This is a genomic window from Variovorax sp. GW821-FHT09A10 (genome assembly GCF_059418385.1).
This window is the reverse complement of the sequence record NZ_JBWKPT010000009.1, coordinates 97,717-116,234: the sequence shown is the minus strand read 5'-3', so window position 1 is coordinate 116,234 and position 18,518 is coordinate 97,717. Positions and strand designations below refer to the sequence as shown.

Sequence of the window (18,518 nt, the reverse complement as noted above, 5' to 3'; positions counted from 1 at the left end):
TACAGATTTCAGATTTGTTCGATCATCTGTACTGGAACTGTAATGGTCTCAAGTTTAGAGTCTGTGACATGAACTGGCAAGAATTCACCGCGCTGCTGGTGCTGGCCACGGCGATGAGCTTCTCGCCCGGACCCAACACCACGCTCTCCACCGCCCTGGCGGCCAACGGCGGCCTGCCGCGTGCGATGCGCTTCGTGGTCGCGGTGCCGGTGGGCTGGACCTTGCTGCTCGCCATCTGCGCGGCCGGCCTCGGCGCGCTGGTGGTGGCGATGCCGCCGCTGCGCCTGGCGATCAAGGGCCTGGGCATCGCCTACCTGCTGTGGCTGGCCTACAAGCTCAGCGGCAGCGCCCAGCTCGGCAAGGCCGACAACGCCAGCCTCTCGGTCGGGTTCACGCAGGGCGTGATGCTGCAGTTCGTGAACATCAAGGCCTGGCTGCTGGCGCTCACGCTGGTGGCGGGCTGGATCGCCGGCCAGCCCGACGCGCTCGCGCGCTTCGCCATCGTCGCGCCCGTGATGCTGACCTATGCCTTCACGAGCAACTTCGCCTATGCGCTGGTCGGCGCGCTGCTGCGCGAGTGGCTGGCCAAGGGCACGCGCCTGCTGTGGTTCAACCGCGCGATGGGCCTCGTCCTCGTGCTCACGGCCTGGTGGATGGTGGGCGTATGAAGCTCGCCCTCAAGGACGAAACGCTGGGCATGTGGCTCGGCATGGTCGGCGTCGCGCTGTTCGCCATCACGCTGCCAATGACGCGGCTGGCCACGGGCACGCAAGACGCGCCGCAGCTGTCGCCGTGGTTCGTCACGGTCGGGCGCGCGGCACTGGCGGGCGTGCTGTCGGCCATCTTCCTGCTGGTCACGCGCTCGCCGCGTCCGGCGGCGCACCAGTGGAAGCCGCTGGGCATGGCGGTGCTGGGCAACGCGATCGGCTTTCCGCTCTTGCTGGCCTTTGCGCTGCGCGTGGTCACGGCCAGCCATGCGGCGGTGGTGACGGCGCTGCTGCCGCTGGTCACGGCCGCGGTCGCGGCCTGGGTGCTGCACCAGCGCGCGCGCCTCGGCTTCTGGCTCTGCGCCGTCGCGGGCAGCCTGCTGGTGGTGGTGTTCTCGGTGCTGCGCGCACAGCAGAGCGGGCACGGCTTCGGTTTCGAATGGGCCGACCTGCTGCTGGTCGGCGCGGTCATCGCGGCCTCGGTCGGCTACATCTACGGCGCGCAGGTCACGCCGTCGCTGGGCGCCGAGCGCGTGATCTGCTGGGTCTGCGTGATGGCACTGCCCGTGACGCTGCCCGCCACGATCGCCCTGTGGCCGCAGCAGCCCGTGGCCGCCTCGGCCTGGGTCGGCTTCACCTACGTGGGCATGTTCTCGATGTGGATCGGCTTCTTCGCCTGGTACCGCGGCCTGGCCCTGGGCGGCGCGCTGCGCGTGAGCCAGACGCAGCTGCTGCAGCCCTTTTTGTCGATCCTCGCGTCGATCCCGCTGCTGGGCGAACCGCTCGACCTCGTGACGCTGGGCTTCGCCGCCGCCGTGGTCGCCACGGTGGTCGTGGGCAAGCGGCTGTCGCAACCGCAGGCCGCGCCTGCCGTTCCGCGCGGCGCCGAGCCGCAGGCCAGGAGCTGACGACCATGACGCTGTTCAGCCATGTCACCGTCGGCTGCACCGACCTGTCGCGCGCCGCCGCCTTCTACGACGCGGTGCTGGCGCCGCTCGGCCTGATCCGCCGCCCCGTGACGCCCGACGGCGGCCCCGACGCCGCCTGCTGGATCGTGCCGGGCCAGACGCTGCCGCGCTTCTACGTGTACATCCCGCTGGACGGCGAACCCGCCAGCGCCGGCAACGGCAGCATGGTCGCGTTCTGCGCGCCCTCGCCGCAGGCCGTTCATGCCGCCCACGAGGCGGCCCTGCGCCACGGTGGCCGCGACGAAGGCGCGCCCGGTCCCCGCCCCCGCTACGGGCAGGGCTATTACGGCGCCTACCTGCGCGACCCGGACGGCAACAAAATCCATGTCGTGCACCGTGGCGACATCCCGCCGCCCTGACCCCACACTCAGACTCACCTCACCTCTCATCCGCCAGAAAGAAGAAAGCCTCCCATGAACTGGAAACTCGCCGCCCGCGCCGCCAAGATGAACCCTTCGGTGCTGCGTGAAATCCTCAAGGTCACCGAGCGCCCCGGCATCATCAGCCTGGCCGGCGGCCTGCCTTCGCCCAAGACCTTCCCGATCCAGGAATTCGCCGACGCCTGCGCCGAAGTGCTGCACAACGACGGTGCCGCCGCGCTGCAGTACGCCGCCAGCGAAGGCTATGCGCCGCTGCGCCAGGCCGTGGCCGACATGCTGCCCTGGGACGTCGACGCGTCGCAGGTGCTCATCACCACCGGCTCGCAGCAGGGCCTCGACCTCGTGGCCAAGGTGCTGATCGATCCGGGCAGCAAGGTGCTCGTCGAGACGCCCACCTACCTGGGCGCGCTGCAGGCCTTCGGCCCGATGGAGCCGCACCCCGTGGGCGTGGCCAGTGACGACGACGGCGTGATCGTCGACGACCTCGTGGCCAAGGCGGCCGACGCGCGCTTCGTCTACCTGCTGCCCAACTTCCAGAACCCCACCGGCCGCACCATGACCGAGGCGCGCCGCGCCGCCGTGTCGGCCGCCGCAGCCGCCGCCAACCTGCCGATCGTCGAAGACAACCCCTACGGCGAACTCTGGTTCGACGAAGCCCCGCCGCTGCCGCTGGCCGCGCGCAACCCCGAGGGCGTGATCTACCTGGGCTCGTTCTCCAAGGTGCTGGCCCCGGGCCTGCGCCTGGGCTTCCTGGTGGCGCCGAAGGCCATCTTCCCCAAGCTGCTGCAGGCCAAGCAGGCGGTCGACCTGCACACGCCGATCTTCACGCAGCGCATGGTCTCGGCCGTGATGAAGGACGGCTTCCTGGACCGCCACGTGCCCACCATCCGCGCGCTGTACAAGCGCCAGCGCGACGCCATGATGGCCGCGCTCACGCGCGAGATGGCCGGCCTGGACGTGAAGTTCAACGCGCCCAAGGGCGGCATGTTCCTGTGGGCGCGCCTGCCCGAGGGCATCGACACCGTGACCCTGCTGCCCAAGGCGGTCGAGCGCAACGTGGCCTTCGTGCCCGGCGCGCCGTTCTACGCGGGCGAAGGCGATCCGCGCACGCTGCGCCTGTCGTTCGTGACCGCCAGCGTCGAAGAGATCGACACCGCCATCGCCGCGCTGGCCGTCACGCTGCGCGAAGAGCTGGCGCTGCTGGCCCCCGCCCACGCCTGACAGGGCCGACGACGATGCACATCGCCATCCTCACCTTCGACGGCTTCAACGAGCTCGACTCGCTGGTCGCGCTCGGTGTGCTCAACCGCGTGAAGAAGCCGGGCTGGCGCGTGACGCTGGCCTCGCCCAGCGCCACCGTGACCTCGATGAACGGCGTCACGGTGCATGCCACCGCGACGCTCGAGGCGGCCTGCGAGGCGGGCGCGGTGATCGTCGGCAGCGGCATCCGCACGCGCGAGATCGCCGCCGACGCGGGCCTGATGGGCGTGCTGCGCGGGCTCGACCCGTCGCGCCAGCTCATCGGCGCGCAATGCTCGGGCACGCTGCTGCTGGCCAAGCTCGGCCTGCTGGGCACCGTGCCGGCCTGCACCGACCTCACGACCAAGCCCTGGGTGCAGGAGGCCGGCGTCGAGGTGCTCAACCAGCCCTTCTTCGCGCAGGGCAACGTGGCCACCGCGGGCGGCTGCTTCTCGGCGCCCTACCTCGCGGCCTGGCTCATCGCGCGCACCGAGGGCCTCGAGGCCGCGAAGAGCGCGCTGCACTACGTCGCGCCGGTCGGTGAAAAAGACGACTACGTGGCGCGCGCGCTGCGCAACATCGAACCGTACTTGCAGGCCACGGCCGACGCCCTCTCCGCACAAGGACACTGAACACATGCTCAACATCTGGGGCCGCATCAGTTCGATCAACGTGCGCAAGGTCGTGTGGTGCGCGCAGGAGCTCGGGCTCGACTTCCAGCGCACCGAGGCTGGCGGCAAGTTCGGCGTGGTGCAGACGCCCGAGTACCGCGCGCTCAACCCGAACGCCATGGTGCCCACCATCGACGACGGCGAAGGCGCCGAGCGCGTCACGCTGTGGGAGTCGAACGTCATCGTGCGCTACCTGTGCGCCCGCTACTCGCACGGCACGCTCTACCCGAGCGAGCTGCCCGCGCGCTTCGACGCCGAGCGCTGGATGGACTGGCAGCAGACCACGCTCAACCGCGCCAGCCGCGACGCCTTCGTGCAATGGGTGCGCACGGCGCCCTCGGAGCGCCAGCCCGCGCTGATCGCCGCGTCGGTGCGCGAGAGCGAGGCGCTGTTCGCCATGCTCGACGCGCACCTCGCGCAGCGCCCCTACATGGCCGGCGAGCGCTTCACCATGGCCGACATCCCGATCGGCTGCGAGGCGCACCGCTGGTTCGGCCTGCCCGGCGCCGAGTACCGCCGGCCGACCTGGCCGAACGTCGAGCGCTGGTATTCGGAACTGCTTTCCCGCCCGGGCACGCGTGGCGTGCTTGATTTATCCCTCGAATGACCCTGATGAAATCCCGCCCCTTCAAGCAAGTCGACGTCTTCACCGCCACCGCCTACTACGGCAACCCGCTCGCGGTGGTGATCGACGGCCAGGACCTGGACGACGCCGCCATGCAGCGCTTCGCGCAGTGGACCAACCTGTCGGAGACCACCTTCCTGCTGCCGCCGACCGACCCGGGCGCCGACTACCGCGTGCGCATCTTCACGCCCGGCGGCGAGCTGCCCTTTGCCGGCCACCCGACCATCGGCAGCTGCCATGCGTGGCTGCAGGCCGGCGGCAAGCCCAAGGTGGCGGGCCGCGTGGTGCAGCAGTGCGGCGCGGGCCTGGTGCCGCTGCGGCGCGACGGCGAGCGCCTGGCCTTTGCCGCGCCGCCGCTCAAGCGCAGCGCCCCGAGCCCCGCGCTGCTGGCCAAGGTGGCCGGCGCGCTGGGCCTGAAGGCGCAGCAGGTCATCGCGGCGCAGGTGCTCGACAACGGCCCGGTCTGGTTCGGCCTGCTGCTGAACGACGCCGACGCCGTGCTGGCGCTGCAGCCCGACCACCGCGCGCTGAAGGAACTGGGCGTGAAGGCCGGCGTGGCCGGCGTGCCCTCGGCGCACGACACCTCGCTGCTCATCGGCCGCTCGAACCGCGAGGCGCGCGCCTTCGGCAACCGCCCCGCCACGCCGAACGACGACGGCGCCAAGATCGACCTCGAGGTGCGCGCCTTCGCCGAGCCCATCGGCGTGCAGGAAGACCCGGTCACCGGCAGCCTCAACGCCAGCCTGGCCGAATGGCTGATCGCCGACGGCCACATGCCCGAGCGCTACCTGGCCGCGCAAGGCCAGTGCCTGGGCCGCGCGGGCCGCGTGCACATCGAGCGCGACAGCGACGGCACGATCTGGGTCGGCGGCGATGCCGTGACCTGCGTCGACGGCCACGTCACGCTCTGAACGAAAGCCACACCATGCACCCCGCCGAAGTCGACCACCTGGTGATCGCCGCCGCCTCGCTGGCCGAGGGCGTGGCATGGTGCGAGGCCACGCTCGGCGTCACGCCCGCGCCGGGCGGCGTGCACCCGCTGATGGGCACGCACAACCAGCTGCTGAACATCGCGAGCGCCGCGTTCCCGCGCGCCTATGCCGAGATCATCGCGATCGAGCCCGGCAAGGCGCCGTCGCGGCCGAAGACGCGCCGCTGGTTCGACCTGGACGACGCCGCGCTGCAGGCCGCGCTCGCGCAGCGCGGCCCGCGGCTCATTCACTTCGTGGCGCGCGTGCCCGATGCACACGCCGCCACGCAGGCACTCGCGCGCGAGGAGCATGCGCACATCGACCGCGGCCACCTGCTCGAAGCCTCGCGCGACACACCGGCCGGCCGGCTCGAATGGCAGATCACGGTGCGCGACGACGGCCAGCGCCTGTTCTACGGCGCGCTGCCCACGCTGATCCAGTGGGGCGCGGTGCACCCCACCGACGCCATGCCCGCCTCGGGCCTGGCGCTGCGTTCGCTGCGCGTGGCGCATCCGCGCGCGCCGGCGCTGTCGGCCGCGCTCACGGCCATCGGCATGGGCGGCCTGCCGGTCGATGCCGGGCCGCCCAACCTCGTCGCCGTGCTCGACACGCCGCGCGGCCCCGTCACCCTCGAATCGCAAGGACTCTGACCCCATGCTCACCCTGACCGAAATCGCCTGGTTCGCCCTCGCCTCGCTGCTGCTGGCGCTCACGCCGGGACCGAACATGATCTATTGCGTGTCGCGCACGCTGATCCAGGGCCGCCGCGCGGGGATGATCTCGCTGGGCGGCGTGCTGATGGCGTTCCTGGTGCACCTGTTCGCCGCGGCGCTGGGCCTCACGGCGCTGCTGCTGGCGGTGCCGGTCGCGTTCGACGCGATCCGCTTCGCCGGCGCGGCCTACCTGATGTGGCTCGCGTGGCAGGCGGTCAAGCCCGGCGGCACCGCGCCCTTCGAGGCCCGCGCGCTGCCGGCCGATCCGCCGGCCAAGCTGTTCCGCATGGGCTTTCTCACGAACCTGCTGAACCCGAAGGTGGCGATGTTCTACCTGTCGTTCTTCCCGCAGTTCATCCACCCCGAGCGCGGCTCCGTGCTGCTGCAGAGCCTGCAGCTGGGCATGGCGCAGATGGCGAGCAGCGCGCTGGTCAACACCGTGATGATCGTCGGCGCCGCGAGCATCACGGCCGTGCTGTCGCAAAGCGCAGGCTGGCTGCGTGCGCAGCGCTACATCATGGGCAGCGTGCTGGCCGCGCTGGCCGTGCGCGTGGCGCTCACCGAACGCAAGTAAGCAACCCGAAGGACGTCGATGCGATTCACCCGCGAAGAGATCGAAGCCGCGCAGCGCACCGTGCATGCGGCCATGCCGCCCACGCCCCAGTACACCTGGCCGCAGCTGTCGCAGCGCCTGGGCGCCACGGTCTGGGCCAAGCACGAGAACCACACGCCGGTCGGCGCCTTCAAGATCCGCGGCGGCCTGACCTACTTCGAGACCCTCGCGCGCGAGCAGCCCGCCGTGCGCCACGTGATCAGCGCCACGCGCGGCAACCACGGCCAGTCGGTCGGCTTCGCGGCGCAGCGCCACGGGCTGGCCGCGACCATCGTGGTGCCGCACGGCAATTCGCGCGAGAAGAACGCGGCGATGCGCGCGCTCGGCGTGACGCTGGTCGAGCACGGCGACGACTTCCAGGCGGCCTCCGAACACGCGGCGGTGCTGGCCGAGCGCGACGCACTGCACCGCGTGCCCTCGTTCCATCGCGAGTTGGTGCGCGGCGTGTCGACCGCGTACGTCGAGTTCTTCAGCGCCTTGAAAGCTTCACCGCCCGACGTGCTGTTCGTGCCCATCGGCCTGGGCTCCGGCTTTGCCGGCGCGGCGGCGGCGCGTGCGCATTGCGGCGTGTCGACGAAGCTCATCGGCGTGGTGTCGGCGCATGCCACGGCCTACCGCGATTCCTTCCGCGCGCGCCGCGCCATCGAATCGCCCGTCACGACATGGCTGGCCGACGGCATGGCCTGTCGCACGCCGGTGCCTGCGTCGCTGGACGTGATCCTGCAGGAAGCCGATGACGTGATCACCGTGACCGACGACGAGGTGGCCGAAGCCATGCGCGTGCTCTTCAGCGACACGCACAACGTGGCCGAAGGTGCGGGCGCTGCCGCCTTGGCGGGGGCGCTTCAGCAGAAGGAACGCTGGCGCGGGCAGACGGTGGGCATCGCGCTGAGCGGCGGCAATGTCGATGCCGACATGTTCGCCGGCGTGCTGGGACGCAGCGCCTGATTCGATCTCAGGGCAGCGGTTGGGTATTCGCCGTGCTCAACGGCAGCCGCGACACCTCGGCCAGCAGCAGCGCCAACTGCTGCGCAGCCGCATCGATCACCGCCTGCCCCTTCGCGGCCGTGGCCGCCGCGGCATTGCCCGCCGCACCCTGCGCGTTGTAGTCCTCCATCGCCCAGCCGAGCTTGGCGCTCTTGCCGTTGCCGAGGATCGCGTAGTCCGCCGCGCGCTGCTGCGAGGTGGAACTGAAATCCTTCGCCTCGCCCATGCGCACGAACGCGGGCGTCAGCGCCAGCATCATCGAGGTCTCGACCTCGCCCGCGTGCACGCCGAAGCGGTGCTCCTGCGCGCTGAACTGCGCGTTCGCATCGCCCAGCGGCAGGTTGAACCAGCTCACGCTGTAGACGATCAGGCCGTGCGCGGCGCGCAGCTCGCGCGCCACGATGTCCATCGCACCGACGTGGCCGCCGTGGGCGTTGAACAGCACCAGCTTCTTCACGCCGGCGCGCGCCACGCCCGCGCCGATCTCGTTCCACATGCGGATCAACGTCTCGGCCGAGAAGGTGAGCGTGCCCGCGAAACGCGCGTGCTCGGGGCTCAGGCCGATCTGCTGGGTGGGCAGGAACAGCGCCGGCAGTTCCGGCGGCAGCAGCGGCAGCGCCGCTGCCACGATGCCGTCGGCCAGCACGGTGTCCACGCCCAGCGGCAGGTGCGGGCCGTGCTGCTCGGTCGCGCCCAGCGGCAGCACCGCCACGGTGGTCGCCGCGTCGAGCGCGGCGAAGTCGCGCGTCGTCAATTGGGACCAGAAACGGGGCAAAGAAACCGGAAGTGCGTTCATGCCGCGATCTTAGGACGGGGCCATGGGCGGCGCATGGGGCAACACTTGCATACAACTTGCCAACATCGGATGAATTGATCGCGAATCTGTTCACGATTAGTTCTCATCTTTCCCGATATTCGGTCCTATTGTTTACAAATTGACCTAGAGTCACTTTTCACGAACTTTCCGCCACGGCTTGTCACGGCCCAGGAGAGTTCACGCAAAAGGGAGTAGCGTGTCCATCCATCCACAAAAAAATGGAGGCACCGTCGTTGCCGGGCGCAAAGTCGCGCCCTTCAAGGCATTGCCTCACCATCTCGCACGTGCCGTGCGAGGTTTGCCGCCGATCGTGTGCGTGCTGGTCTTCGGAAGCAGCACCGCGTACGCGGATTCCACTGTCACGCCCCCACCTGTCGCCACCCTTGGCGGCGCGGTGGCATATGACGCCTCGCAGCACGACGCCCTGATCGTCGCGCGCCGCGCCGGTCGCATCGCGCCGGCCCAGGCCCTGCAGCAGCTGCGCCAATGGCTGGCGGCCCCCTTGGCCGACGACCAGCGCCGCCGCGTGGCGTCCGACGCCATCGCGATCGCGGTGGCCGACGGCCAGTTCGCCGACGCGGTGGCCGTGGGCCACCAGGTGCCGCCGGACGCGTTGAGCGACTACGCGCTCGGCCCGCTGGCCGGCGCCGCGCGACGCACGGGCGACATCGCCTTGCAAGGCGACACCGTCAAGGTCTGGCGCGCGCGCCAGCCAGCGGCCCGCGAACCGCGCCTCCACGAAGCCTTCTGGCGCCTGGCCAGCGGCGACACGGCGGGCGCGCAAACCATCTACCGCGCACTCGCACAGCCTGCGCCCACAGCGGTCGCCGACCGCGTCGCGCTGCTCGATCTGCGCGCCGCGCTGGCGCGCGCCCAAGGTCAGCCCTTCCAGGCGCTCACGGCCTACGGCGAGATCACCGCACTGCAGCCCGCGCGCCGCGATGCGCAGCGCGATGCCGACTTCCTGCTGGCCGAGTACGGTGGCGCCACCGCTGCGTTCGAGGACGCGCAGGCGGCCGAACGCAAGCAGCCCGGCAGCCTTGCGCCGCTGACGCTCGCGCTGCTCGAACAGCAGGCGCTGGCGCAGCAGCTGCGCTGGGCCGTGAAGGCGCGCGACCAGCGCCTGGGCGCGGCGCGCGTCGCCGACCTCGACAAGGTGCTGGCCGCCCAGAGTGGCGCGCTGGCCCGCGTCGACGCCGCGCTCGCGCAGCCCGCCCCGCCCGACGCCGACACCTGGCGCACGCTGCGCATGCGACTGCAGTCGGACCGCATGGCGGCGCTGCTGGAGCGTGGCCGTCCCGCCGACACCATCGCGCTGTACGACAGCCTGCGTGCCGACGGCACCGCGTTGCCGCCCTACGCGCTGGGCACCGCCGCCCGCGCGCTGGCGCAGGAGCGCCGCTCGGCCGATGCCGTGCCGCTGTTCGAAAAGGCGGTCGTCGACCTGCCGATGCCCGACAGCCTGCATTTCGGCCTGGTCTACGCCTACCTAGACACCGGCCGCTTCGACGAGGCCGAGGCGCTGCTGCAGCGCATCGAAGGCGCCACGCCCGTGCTGATGCGGCTGGCGCCCGAAGCCGGCCGCCCCAACGACCAGTTCTCCGAGGTGAGCGGCCTGGGTGCGCTGCTGCAGCTCTACGGCGACCGCCCGAAGATCGCGCAGCCGCGCTTCGACACGCTCACGCAGGAAGCCCCGCTCAACGCGGGCTACGCCTACGGCGCCGCGCTCACCGAGCGGCTGCGCGAGCACCCCGAGGCGGCCGTGGCGCGCTTCGAGGCGCTGAGCGCCGACCACCCCGACGACCTGAGCGTGCGCACCGGCCATGTCGAAGCGCTGCTCGACGCCGACGAATTCCGCGCCGCGCGGCTGCGCGCCGAGGCGCTCGAGACCGATGCGCCCGACGCCGCCGAAGTGCGCGAGATGGCACGCAAGCGCCGCTCGCTGGTCGGCCCGCAGCTCGAGATCGATGCCGAAGGTTCGCGCGGCGGCGGCACGCTGGCCAGCCGCGAATGGCGCGTCGACAGCCGGCTCAGCTCCGGCCTCATCGGCGACGCATGGCGCGTGTTCTACGCGCAGACGCTGGGCCGCGGCTACACCTCCGAAGGCACGGCCCAGTGGGCACGCGGCGGCCTCGGCGCGAGCTGGCAACAAGGCCGCTGGCTGGCCGAAGGCGTGCTGCAGCATGCGAACAGCGGGCGCTACCGCAACAGCGTGGCCGGCCGCGTCGACTACCGCGCCAGCGATGCCTGGCGCCTGTCGGCCACCTACGACGGCGACAGCAAGGAGCTGCCCTGGAAAGCCCGCGCCGTGCCCTTCGGCGCGCAGGCCATCGGCGCGCGCGAGTTCGGCGCCAGCGCGGCCTACGTCGTCAACGAGTCGCGCCGCTTCGACCTGCAATGGCGCCGGCTCGACTTCAGCGACGGCAACCTGCGCGACGGCCTCGACTTCGGCTGGCGCGAGCGCTGGGTCAGCACGCCGCGCTTCCAGATCGAGACGCGGCTGGGCGTCGATGCCAGCCGCAGCCGCCTGCAGGACGTGCGCTACTTCAGCCCCTCGCGCGATGCCAGCGCGCAGCTGTCGGTGCGCGGCCAGTGGCTCACCTGGAAAAGCGACGACCGCCAGTTCTTCCAGGTGCTGGAGCTCGGCGGCGGCAGCTACCAGCAGGCCGGCTTCGGCAGCGGCCCGCTGTGGAACGTGCGCTACGAGCACCGCTGGGCCCTGGGCCAGAAGCTCACGCTGCGCTACGGCCTGACCTTCGGCAGCCACCCCTACGACGGCGTGCGCGAAAAACAGCGCGGCGTGTTCCTGAACCTTTCGATGCCCCTGCAGTGATGTCCGTGATGCAAGCCCCCACCTTCTTCCTCCGGCTGCGCGCGGCCCTGCTCGGGCTGCTGCTGGCGGCGTCGTTGCCTGCGCTGGCGGCGCCGGTGCTGCCCGCCGACCCCGACAACGGCGTCGACTTCCGCGTGATCTCGTTCCACGACGTGCGCCCCAACGTGCGCGCCAGCTTCGAGACCTCGCCCGACGAAACCGCCATCGACGAGCGCACGCTCGCCGAAGTGTTCGCCTGGCTGCGCCACAACGGCTACCACCCGGTCAGCCTGCAGCAGATCATCGATGCGCGCAGCGGCGGCAAGCCGCTGCCCTCGCAGCCCGTGCTGCTGACCTTCGACGACGGCTACCGCAGTGCCTACACGCACGTGTTCCCGCTGCTGCAGCGCTTCAACTACCCCGCGCTGTTCGCGCTCGTGACGAGCTGGCTCGAGGTGCCCGAAGGCCAGCCCGTGCACTGGGGCGACAAGCCCGCGCCGCGCGAGAACTTCCTGCTGTGGCGCGAAGCCGCCGAGATGGCGCGCTCGCCGCTGGTCGAGTTCGCCAGCCACACCGACGCGATGCACACCGGCATCCAGGCCAACCCGCAAGGCAACATGCTGCCCGCCGCGGCCACGCACCGCTACGACCCGAAGACCGGCCGCTACGAGGACGACGCCGCCTACCTGCGCCGCATCGAGACCGACCTGCGCCGCAGCCGCGAACTGATCGAGAAGCGCACCGGCGCCAAGGTGCGCGCCACCGTGTGGCCCTACGGCGCCTACAACACGCCCGCGCTGGAAGCCTCGGCGCGCGTGGGCATGCCGATCACCTTCACGCTCGACGACGGCGCGAACACGAAGGAGATTCCGCTCAGCCGCATCCGCCGCGCGCTGGCCGCCTACGACAACGAGGCGCCCGACTACGTGCAGATGCTGCGCAGCCCGGTGGGCGGCGAGGTGCGCCCGATCAACCGCGTGATGCACGTCGACCTGGACTACGTGTACGACGCCGACCCGGCCCAGCAGGAGCGCAACCTCTCGGCGCTGATCGAGCGCGTGGCCGCCGTGCGCCCGCGCTCGGTTTTCCTGCAGGCCTATGCCGACCCCGACGGCGACGGCGTGGCCGACGCGCTGTACTTTCCCAACCGCCACCTGCCGATGCGCGCCGACCTGTTCGCCCGCGCCGCCTGGCAGTTGCGCAGCCGCACCGGCGTGAAGGTCTACGCCTGGATGCCCGTCACCGCCTACCGGCTGCCGGCGTCGAACCCGCTGGCCACGCACACGGTGCGCACGCTGAAGGGCGACGCGCCGGCCGACCGCTACCACCGGCTCTCGCCCTTCGACCCGGCCGTGCGCACGCTGGTCGGCGACCTGTACGAAGACCTGGGTCGCCACACCTTCTTCGAGGGCCTGCTGTTCCACGACGACGCCATGCTCTCGGACGACGAGGACGCCAGCCCCGCCGCGCTCGACACCTACCGCCGCTGGGGCCTGCCGGCCGACGTGGCCGCGCTGCGCGCCGACCCCGCGCTCATGGCCCGCTGGACCGCCGCCAAGACCCGCTACCTGATCGACTTCACGCACGAACTCGCGGCGCGCGTCGGCACCTGGCGCCCCGCGCTGGAAACGGCGCGCAACCTCTACGCGCGTCCGGTGCTGGAGCCGCAGGCCGAGCAGTGGTTCGCGCAGAACTACGAAGCCTCGCTCGCCGCCTACGACTACGTCGGCCTGATGGCCATGCCGCGCATGGAGCAGGAGGCCCGCACCCCGGCCGACAGCGACGCCTGGCTGGGCCGCCTCGCCCAGCGCGCGGCCGCCACGCCGCACGGCCTGGACCGCACCGTGTTCGAGCTGCAGGCGCGCGACTGGCGCACCGGGAAACCCGTGGCCGACGCCGAGCTCACGCGCCAGTGGACCCTGCTGCAGCGCGCCGGCGTGCGCCACCTGGGCTACTACCCCGACGACTTCCTGAACAACCAGCCCTCGCTGGAGACCGTGCGCCGCGCGATCTCGGTGCGTTCGCTGCTGTCGCGCGCCCCCCGGCGCAACCACGACGCCGCCACGCTGCCGCCTGAAGGAGGGAAGCCCCGATGAACACGCTCCAGATGCTGGTGGACCTGATTCCACCGGTGCTCTTCGGCTTCGTCTTCTACTACCCGTTCTTCATGGCGTGGGTGTGGATCGCGGGCGGCCTCTCGCACGCGTGGTCGTTCGAGCGCAAGCGCGACGTCGAGGCCGATCCGCTCGAGGCCCTGCCCTCGCAGCCGCTTGTGACCGTGGTGGTGCCCTGCTTCAACGAGGCGCCGCACCTGCGCGAAGTGATCGAGCAGCTGATGCGCACGCGCTACCCGAACTACGAGGTGATCGCCGTCAACGACGGCAGCACCGACGGCACCGGCGAGCTGCTCGACGAGATGACGCTGGAGTTCAGCCGCCTGCGCGTGATCCACAACGCCAGCAACCAGGGCAAGGCCGTGGGCCTGAACACCGCCTGCCAGCTGGCGCGCGGCGAGTACATCCTGGGCATCGACGGCGACGCGCTGGTCGACCCCAACGCCATCGCCTGGATGCTCAAGCGCATGCTGGCTTCGGATCGCATCGGCGCCGTCACCGGCAACCCGCGCATCCGCACGCGCACCACGCTGCTGGGGCGCATGCAGGTGGGCGAGTTCTCGTCGATCATCGGCCTCATCAAGCGCTCGCAGCAGCTCATCGGCACGCTGTTCACGGTGTCGGGCGTGCTGGCCATGTTCCGCCGCCGCGCCGTGCTCGAGGTGGGCTTCTGGAGCCCCGACGTGCTCACCGAGGACATCGACATGAGCTGGAAGCTCCAGCTCGCCGGCTGGCGCCTGCGCTTCGAGCCGCGCGCGCTGTGCTGGATCCTCATGCCCGAGACCCTGCGCGGCCTGTGGAAGCAGCGCCTGCGCTGGGCCGTCGGCGGCATCCAGACCATGCTGCGCATCACGCCGTCCATCCTGCGCCTGCGCAGCTGGCGCCTGTGGCTCATCTACAGCGAGTACATGGTGAGCGTGGTGTGGGCCTATGCGATGGCGCTGGTGCTGGTGATCAGCTTCATCCGCCCCTTCCTGCCGCACGAGTCGGCCTGGCATTCGGCGCTGTTGCCGCACTGGCAGGGCACGCTGCTGGCCATGACCTGCATCCTGCAGATGCTGCTGAGCCTGTGGATCGACCGTCGCTACGACCGCGACCTCATGCGCTATTTCGCCGGAACGATCTGGTACCCGATCGCGTTCTGGACGATCACGATGGCCACCACGGTGGTCGCCCTTCCCAACGCTCTGATGCGTCGTCGCGGCAAGCGCGCGGTGTGGACGAGCCCTGACCGAGGAGTTTCTTCCGATGCATCCTGAGAACCCGCTCTCTTCGCCGGCGCTGCACGAAGCCCCGCCGCCTCGCACCCGTTCGTGGGGCCAGCCCGCGGTGGACGAACCCATCATCGACGCCGCGCGCATCCCGCTGCACGCCTTCGGCAACGGCCGTTCGCCGGCACGCACTTTGGCCATGTTCCTGTGGCTGCGCGCGTTGCGCCCGGCGATCACCGTCGCGATCTGGTTCTGCGCCATCTGGTACGCCTGGCCCTACGTGATGGGCGCGCGCTCCCAGCCCGAAGTGCTGCAGCTGCTGGGCCTGTACGCCATCGTCATCGGCGTGATCCTCGCCTCGATGCTGGTCATGGGCCCGCTGCGCCGACGCCAGCACCGGCGCGAAACGCCGCCGGAAAAAGAGCAGTCGTCGCTGTTCGCGCTGGCGTCGTACATCGAGGTCGCGCCCGCGCGCCTGTCGACCTGGCAGCGCACGCGCCAGCTGCTGGCGCACCACGACAACCAGGGCCATCTGCGCGACGCCACCGACACCGCGCCGGCCGCGCTGGAAGAAGAAGCACCAGCGAAGCGCCGCAAGGCCTGACGCGCAGAGACAACCGACGCGGCCTTTTCGGCCGCGTCGCTGCAGGGGTTTCGGGGCGGTGATTCAATCGCGCGGCGACGGCAGCGCCGCAGACAGATTCACCTTCTTCCAAGGACCCCGACATGGACCTCCAGCTCCAGGACCAGCACGTTCTCATCACCGGCGGCAGCAAGGGCATCGGCCTGGCCTGCGCGCTGGGCTTCTTGCGCGAAGGCGCGCGCGTGAGCCTGGTCTCGCGCGACCTGCAGAACCTGCAGCAGGGCCAGCAGTCGCTGCTCGCCGCGTTCCCGCAAGCCGAAGGCCGCGTCAGCCTGCACGCCGCCGACCTCAAGAACCCCGCCAGTGCCGTGGCCGCCCTCGACGCCGCCGAGCAGGCCTTCGGCCCCGTCGACGTGCTCGTCAATTCGGCAGGCGCCGCGCGCCGCACCCCGCCCGACGAGCTCACGCCCGCCGCGTGGCACGACGCGATGGACGCCAAGTACTTCACCTACATCCACATGATCGACCCCGTCGTGAAGCGCATGGGCACGCGCGGCCGCGGCGCCATCGTCAACGTCATCGGCCAGGGCGGCAAGGTCGCCAGCCCCGTGCACATGGCCGGCGGTGCCGCCAACGCCGCGCTGATGCTGGTGAGTGCCGGCATGGCCGCGGCCTATGCGGCCAAGGGCGTGCGCGTGAACGCCGTGAACCCCGGCCTCACGCTGACCGCGCGGCTGCAGGAAGGCATGAAGGCCGACGCCAAGCTGCAGGGCATCGACACCGACGAAGCGCTGGAGCGCGCCACCGCACGCTTGCCGCTGGGCCGCATCGCGACGCCCGAGGAAGTCGCCAACACCGTGCTCTTCCTGGCGTCGCCGAAGGCGAGTTATGTGACGGGGGCCATCGTGGCGATGGATGGCGCAGTGACGCCGATGATCTGAAGGCCGCGACCCCTGCAAGGCCTCGGTCGTTCGGCGTCCGGTGCGAGGCGTGCAGACAACCCCCTCCTCCAGCGCATCACCGCTTGGGAGCGGCCAGATCCAGGGGGTTTTCCGGCAGGGACGCCCGCTTCTTTTGTTGCTCGGCGGACGCCGGCCGTTCGGGCACCTTGCATTCCTGGTCCGCAAAAGGGCCTGCTTGCTTGACCCACTCCGGGCTCATCTGCCATTGCAGGCACATGCTCTGACCGGTTTGATGGTTCTTGAAAAGGTAGAAGCCTCCCGATGGCTGGGCCACCACCGCAGCAGCAGCGAAAAGGAACCCGACCGGAAGAAGGCCGACGCGAAACGGAGATGGGAACTTCATGGCTGCACTCCTGAATATGAAGGGGATCATGGCGCTGTACTGCCAGTCAGGGTGTCAGCGAGGGCAAACACCAGATTGCGAGATTGCGCGACGATGGCGTCCCGGTAGCCCTCGAATGTGGCATCGGTGATCGCGCCACCGCTGCCTTCTCCGAAGATGGTCATGATCGGCGTGTGAATGTGGCCCGCGGGTATCCGGAGCCTGAAAAAGTCCCGCAGCAACGTGTTTCGATAGGCGCTCTCGTTCGACAAGTGGCTCCCGCCGCCCCCGAGCAACGCGCAATTGGTTTCAAGCGGGCTGATCTCCGCGACAACAGGAAGATGGAGTGCATCAACAGCCTTCGAATGGTCTTCCATGATCCTCATCAGCTCGCTCACCGTCGTCGCCGCCGCCAAAGCCGCTGTGAGCGCTTCCCGGAGCGGCCTCATGCGCCGGTCGTTCTCATCCTGCTGCGCTTGCGAATCGGCCGCGGCCTTGGTGCAAAGCGTGACCGTGTACTGGTCATTGCGTCGAACGCTCCACCCGTCCGGTTTTTTCGTGACGGGATTGACAACACCCAGTCCCGTCTGGGCATCGATCAACTTCTGGAACGGCAAGGATGCTTGCGTGAATTGCGATGGACTGTCACGCATCCAGGGCTTGGACTCATAACCTGTCCAGCGGGCGGGTGGATGAATGTCGCAGTCCGCCGCGGCGGGATGCCTGCCTGCCTCCTCGCAAGGCGGGCTCATGTCGTCGTTTCCAGGCAGTGCTGCCAGGTGATAGCGGCCATTGAAATGCTCGAGATCGAACGAATCGCGTCCCTGGCTCATGGTGATCGAGGCATCGACGCGCTTGGACCCTGGTTTGAACCAGGGCCCCAGAGTGTCTTCCTGCATGCCGTCCATGAACGGCCCATAGTTGACCGGCAGGATGAAGGTGCGAATGACCGCCTTGGAGCCATCGGGCAATGTACGGGTGGTGCCATCCAGCGCGAGGACGGTGGCGCCGGATGGATTGCCGATGCGGATGCTGGCGCTGTTGTTGGAACCTGGTGTCCCCAAAGTGAAGGGATCGAATCCACTGACGAGAATGCGCTTGACGCCCGGGCCTTCCGGAAAGTCGATGGCGTATTGCCCGCGGGAGGCACGCTCGAACTCGCGTTCGAGCGCAGCGCGCTGCCCCTCGTCCAGCGTGAAGTCGGGCACCCATTGGCGCAAGGCCTTCGTCATGGTGAGCCTGGCCCAGTACAGCATGCGATCGTCGCTCTTGGACAGCGGGCCTTCCACCACGCGCCCCTGCACACGGTCCAGCGCGGCCTGCCACAGTTTCTGCCCCTCGCGCCGGAGCAAGACGGCGGCCTCGTCGTAGCTGGCGGCACCGGACAAGCCGTCCTTGCACAGCGTCTGGGCAAATGCCGGACCGAACTTGTCGAAGCCACTGGCCTTCAGCAATTGCTCCGAGAAGCTCAGCGCATCGCTGGCCCGGAGCTTGTTGGGCAGGCGCCGCTCTTCGTAGGAAGCCTGCACGGTGGTGTCGACGGCGCAGCGAGCAGTGCGCGATGGCCCCGGAACCTCCGGGTCCACGACAGGAGGCGGCGCAGGATCGGCGGTCACGGGCGCAACGGTGGGCTGCGGAAGGATCGGGGACTGGCCCCCACCTCCGTCGCCCCCGCCGCAGCCGGCGACAACGGCCCCGACGAGACCGGAGATCGCGAGCAGTTTGAGTGGCGTGTGAATTTTTCTCTTCATGATGTGAACAGCATGTGTGGATTCATGGATGCGCAAATGCGGCGAGCGAAGACGTCGTTTTTCTCCCTGAAA

The 18,518-nt window shown here is 70.0% G+C and carries 18 protein-coding genes; 15 read left to right on the top strand and 3 right to left on the bottom strand.

Annotated features, from left to right (window positions below):
- Positions 1–68 precede the first annotated feature (68 nt).
- Genes AC07Q9_RS26340 through AC07Q9_RS26295 form a run of 10 tightly spaced genes read left to right on the top strand, consistent with a single transcriptional unit; the run spans position 69 to position 7,835 of the window.
- Entirely contained in the window at positions 69–668 is a 600-nt protein-coding gene (locus AC07Q9_RS26340) for a LysE family translocator (RefSeq protein WP_495312330.1), read from the top strand.
- On the top strand, positions 665–1,615 hold the full coding sequence (locus AC07Q9_RS26335) for a DMT family transporter (protein WP_495312329.1): 951 nt from the start codon (positions 665–667) through the stop codon (positions 1,613–1,615). Before AC07Q9_RS26340 ends, AC07Q9_RS26335 begins: the two co-directional genes overlap by 4 nt.
- Positions 1,616–1,626: 11 nt before the next feature.
- On the top strand, positions 1,627–2,034 hold the full coding sequence (locus AC07Q9_RS26330; protein ID WP_492679788.1) for a VOC family protein: 408 nt from the start codon (positions 1,627–1,629) through the stop codon (positions 2,032–2,034).
- A 54-nt stretch (positions 2,035–2,088) separates the two neighbouring features.
- Positions 2,089–3,276 carry an aminotransferase-like domain-containing protein gene (locus AC07Q9_RS26325; protein ID WP_489060957.1) on the top strand — a complete coding sequence of 396 codons (1,188 nt, stop codon included), beginning with the start codon at positions 2,089–2,091 and terminating at the stop codon, positions 3,274–3,276.
- A gap of 14 nt (positions 3,277–3,290) precedes the next feature.
- On the top strand, positions 3,291–3,926 hold the full coding sequence (locus AC07Q9_RS26320; protein ID WP_495312328.1) for a DJ-1/PfpI family protein: 636 nt from the start codon (positions 3,291–3,293) through the stop codon (positions 3,924–3,926).
- A 4-nt stretch (positions 3,927–3,930) separates the two neighbouring features.
- A complete protein-coding gene (locus AC07Q9_RS26315) occupies positions 3,931–4,572 on the top strand; it encodes a glutathione S-transferase family protein (protein WP_095949485.1) in 642 nt (213 codons plus the stop codon).
- Between the two features lie 5 nt (positions 4,573–4,577).
- The gene (locus AC07Q9_RS26310; protein ID WP_172438398.1) at positions 4,578–5,501 is read left to right on the top strand and encodes a PhzF family phenazine biosynthesis protein; all 924 of its coding nucleotides are present in this window, start codon (positions 4,578–4,580) and stop codon (positions 5,499–5,501) included.
- Positions 5,502–5,515: 14 nt separating this feature from the next.
- A complete protein-coding gene (locus tag AC07Q9_RS26305; protein ID WP_495312327.1) occupies positions 5,516–6,211 on the top strand; it encodes a VOC family protein in 696 nt (231 codons plus the stop codon).
- Positions 6,212–6,215: 4 nt separating this feature from the next.
- Entirely contained in the window at positions 6,216–6,848 is a 633-nt protein-coding gene (locus tag AC07Q9_RS26300) for a LysE family translocator (RefSeq protein ID WP_495312326.1), read from the top strand.
- Positions 6,849–6,866: 18 nt separating this feature from the next.
- Positions 6,867–7,835 (top strand): threonine dehydratase, encoded by a 969-nt coding sequence (locus AC07Q9_RS26295; protein WP_492679009.1) that lies wholly within the window; start codon positions 6,867–6,869, stop codon positions 7,833–7,835.
- A gap of 7 nt (positions 7,836–7,842) precedes the next feature.
- Here AC07Q9_RS26295 and AC07Q9_RS26290 read toward each other — a convergent pair whose 3' ends face one another.
- Complete coding sequence (locus AC07Q9_RS26290; protein WP_495312325.1) at positions 7,843–8,670, bottom strand: creatininase family protein; 828 nt, start codon at positions 8,668–8,670, stop codon at positions 7,843–7,845.
- Between the two features lie 415 nt (positions 8,671–9,085).
- On the opposite strand from AC07Q9_RS26290, the gene pgaA reads away from it, so the two are divergent.
- From pgaA to AC07Q9_RS26265, 5 genes are all read left to right on the top strand, one after another.
- Positions 9,086–11,524, top strand: a complete 2,439-nt coding sequence (pgaA, locus tag AC07Q9_RS26285; protein ID WP_495312324.1) for a poly-beta-1,6 N-acetyl-D-glucosamine export porin PgaA — start codon at positions 9,086–9,088, stop codon at positions 11,522–11,524.
- Positions 11,525–11,532: 8 nt separating this feature from the next.
- Positions 11,533–13,599, top strand: a complete 2,067-nt coding sequence (pgaB, locus tag AC07Q9_RS26280; protein WP_495312323.1) for a poly-beta-1,6-N-acetyl-D-glucosamine N-deacetylase PgaB — start codon at positions 11,533–11,535, stop codon at positions 13,597–13,599.
- Positions 13,596–14,876: a poly-beta-1,6-N-acetyl-D-glucosamine synthase gene (gene pgaC, locus AC07Q9_RS26275; RefSeq protein ID WP_082818283.1), complete on the top strand. Its 1,281-nt coding sequence runs from the start codon at positions 13,596–13,598 to the stop codon at positions 14,874–14,876. Before pgaB ends, pgaC begins: the two co-directional genes overlap by 4 nt.
- Positions 14,866–15,432, top strand: coding sequence for a poly-beta-1,6-N-acetyl-D-glucosamine biosynthesis protein PgaD (pgaD, locus tag AC07Q9_RS26270; protein ID WP_495312322.1), 567 nt, complete (start codon positions 14,866–14,868; stop codon positions 15,430–15,432). The genes pgaC and pgaD overlap by 11 nt, the downstream gene beginning before the upstream one ends.
- 122 nt (positions 15,433–15,554) lie before the next feature.
- Positions 15,555–16,352 (top strand): SDR family oxidoreductase, encoded by a 798-nt coding sequence (locus AC07Q9_RS26265; protein WP_095743489.1) that lies wholly within the window; start codon positions 15,555–15,557, stop codon positions 16,350–16,352.
- Positions 16,353–16,428: 76 nt separating this feature from the next.
- On the opposite strand, the gene AC07Q9_RS26260 is transcribed toward AC07Q9_RS26265, so the two are convergent.
- Complete coding sequence (locus AC07Q9_RS26260; RefSeq protein WP_495312321.1) at positions 16,429–16,716, bottom strand: hypothetical protein; 288 nt, start codon at positions 16,714–16,716, stop codon at positions 16,429–16,431.
- 26 nt (positions 16,717–16,742) lie between these two features.
- Entirely contained in the window at positions 16,743–18,446 is a 1,704-nt protein-coding gene (locus AC07Q9_RS26255; protein ID WP_495312320.1) for a PA0049 C-terminal domain-containing protein, read from the bottom strand.
- Positions 18,447–18,518 lie beyond the last annotated feature (72 nt).

What these genes read in the sequence shown, in the direction of transcription:
- AC07Q9_RS26295 (WP_492679009.1), top strand. Translation starts at nt 6,867, where the DNA reads ATGCGATTCACCCGCGAAGAGATCGAAGCCGCGCAGCGCACCGTGCAT.
- AC07Q9_RS26260 (WP_495312321.1), bottom strand. Translation starts at nt 16,716, where the DNA reads ATGAAGTTCCCATCTCCGTTTCGCGTCGGCCTTCTTCCGGTCGGGTTC.
- pgaB (WP_495312323.1), top strand. Translation starts at nt 11,533, where the DNA reads ATGCAAGCCCCCACCTTCTTCCTCCGGCTGCGCGCGGCCCTGCTCGGG.
- AC07Q9_RS26300 (WP_495312326.1), top strand. Translation starts at nt 6,216, where the DNA reads ATGCTCACCCTGACCGAAATCGCCTGGTTCGCCCTCGCCTCGCTGCTG.
- AC07Q9_RS26325 (WP_489060957.1), top strand. Translation starts at nt 2,089, where the DNA reads ATGAACTGGAAACTCGCCGCCCGCGCCGCCAAGATGAACCCTTCGGTG.
- AC07Q9_RS26310 (WP_172438398.1), top strand. Translation starts at nt 4,578, where the DNA reads ATGAAATCCCGCCCCTTCAAGCAAGTCGACGTCTTCACCGCCACCGCC.
- pgaD (WP_495312322.1), top strand. Translation starts at nt 14,866, where the DNA reads ATGCATCCTGAGAACCCGCTCTCTTCGCCGGCGCTGCACGAAGCCCCG.
- AC07Q9_RS26315 (WP_095949485.1), top strand. Translation starts at nt 3,931, where the DNA reads ATGCTCAACATCTGGGGCCGCATCAGTTCGATCAACGTGCGCAAGGTC.
- AC07Q9_RS26265 (WP_095743489.1), top strand. Translation starts at nt 15,555, where the DNA reads ATGGACCTCCAGCTCCAGGACCAGCACGTTCTCATCACCGGCGGCAGC.
- AC07Q9_RS26320 (WP_495312328.1), top strand. Translation starts at nt 3,291, where the DNA reads ATGCACATCGCCATCCTCACCTTCGACGGCTTCAACGAGCTCGACTCG.
- AC07Q9_RS26305 (WP_495312327.1), top strand. Translation starts at nt 5,516, where the DNA reads ATGCACCCCGCCGAAGTCGACCACCTGGTGATCGCCGCCGCCTCGCTG.
- AC07Q9_RS26290 (WP_495312325.1), bottom strand. Translation starts at nt 8,670, where the DNA reads ATGAACGCACTTCCGGTTTCTTTGCCCCGTTTCTGGTCCCAATTGACG.
- AC07Q9_RS26340 (WP_495312330.1), top strand. Translation starts at nt 69, where the DNA reads ATGAACTGGCAAGAATTCACCGCGCTGCTGGTGCTGGCCACGGCGATG.
- pgaC (WP_082818283.1), top strand. Translation starts at nt 13,596, where the DNA reads ATGAACACGCTCCAGATGCTGGTGGACCTGATTCCACCGGTGCTCTTC.
- AC07Q9_RS26335 (WP_495312329.1), top strand. Translation starts at nt 665, where the DNA reads ATGAAGCTCGCCCTCAAGGACGAAACGCTGGGCATGTGGCTCGGCATG.
- AC07Q9_RS26255 (WP_495312320.1), bottom strand. Translation starts at nt 18,446, where the DNA reads ATGAAGAGAAAAATTCACACGCCACTCAAACTGCTCGCGATCTCCGGT.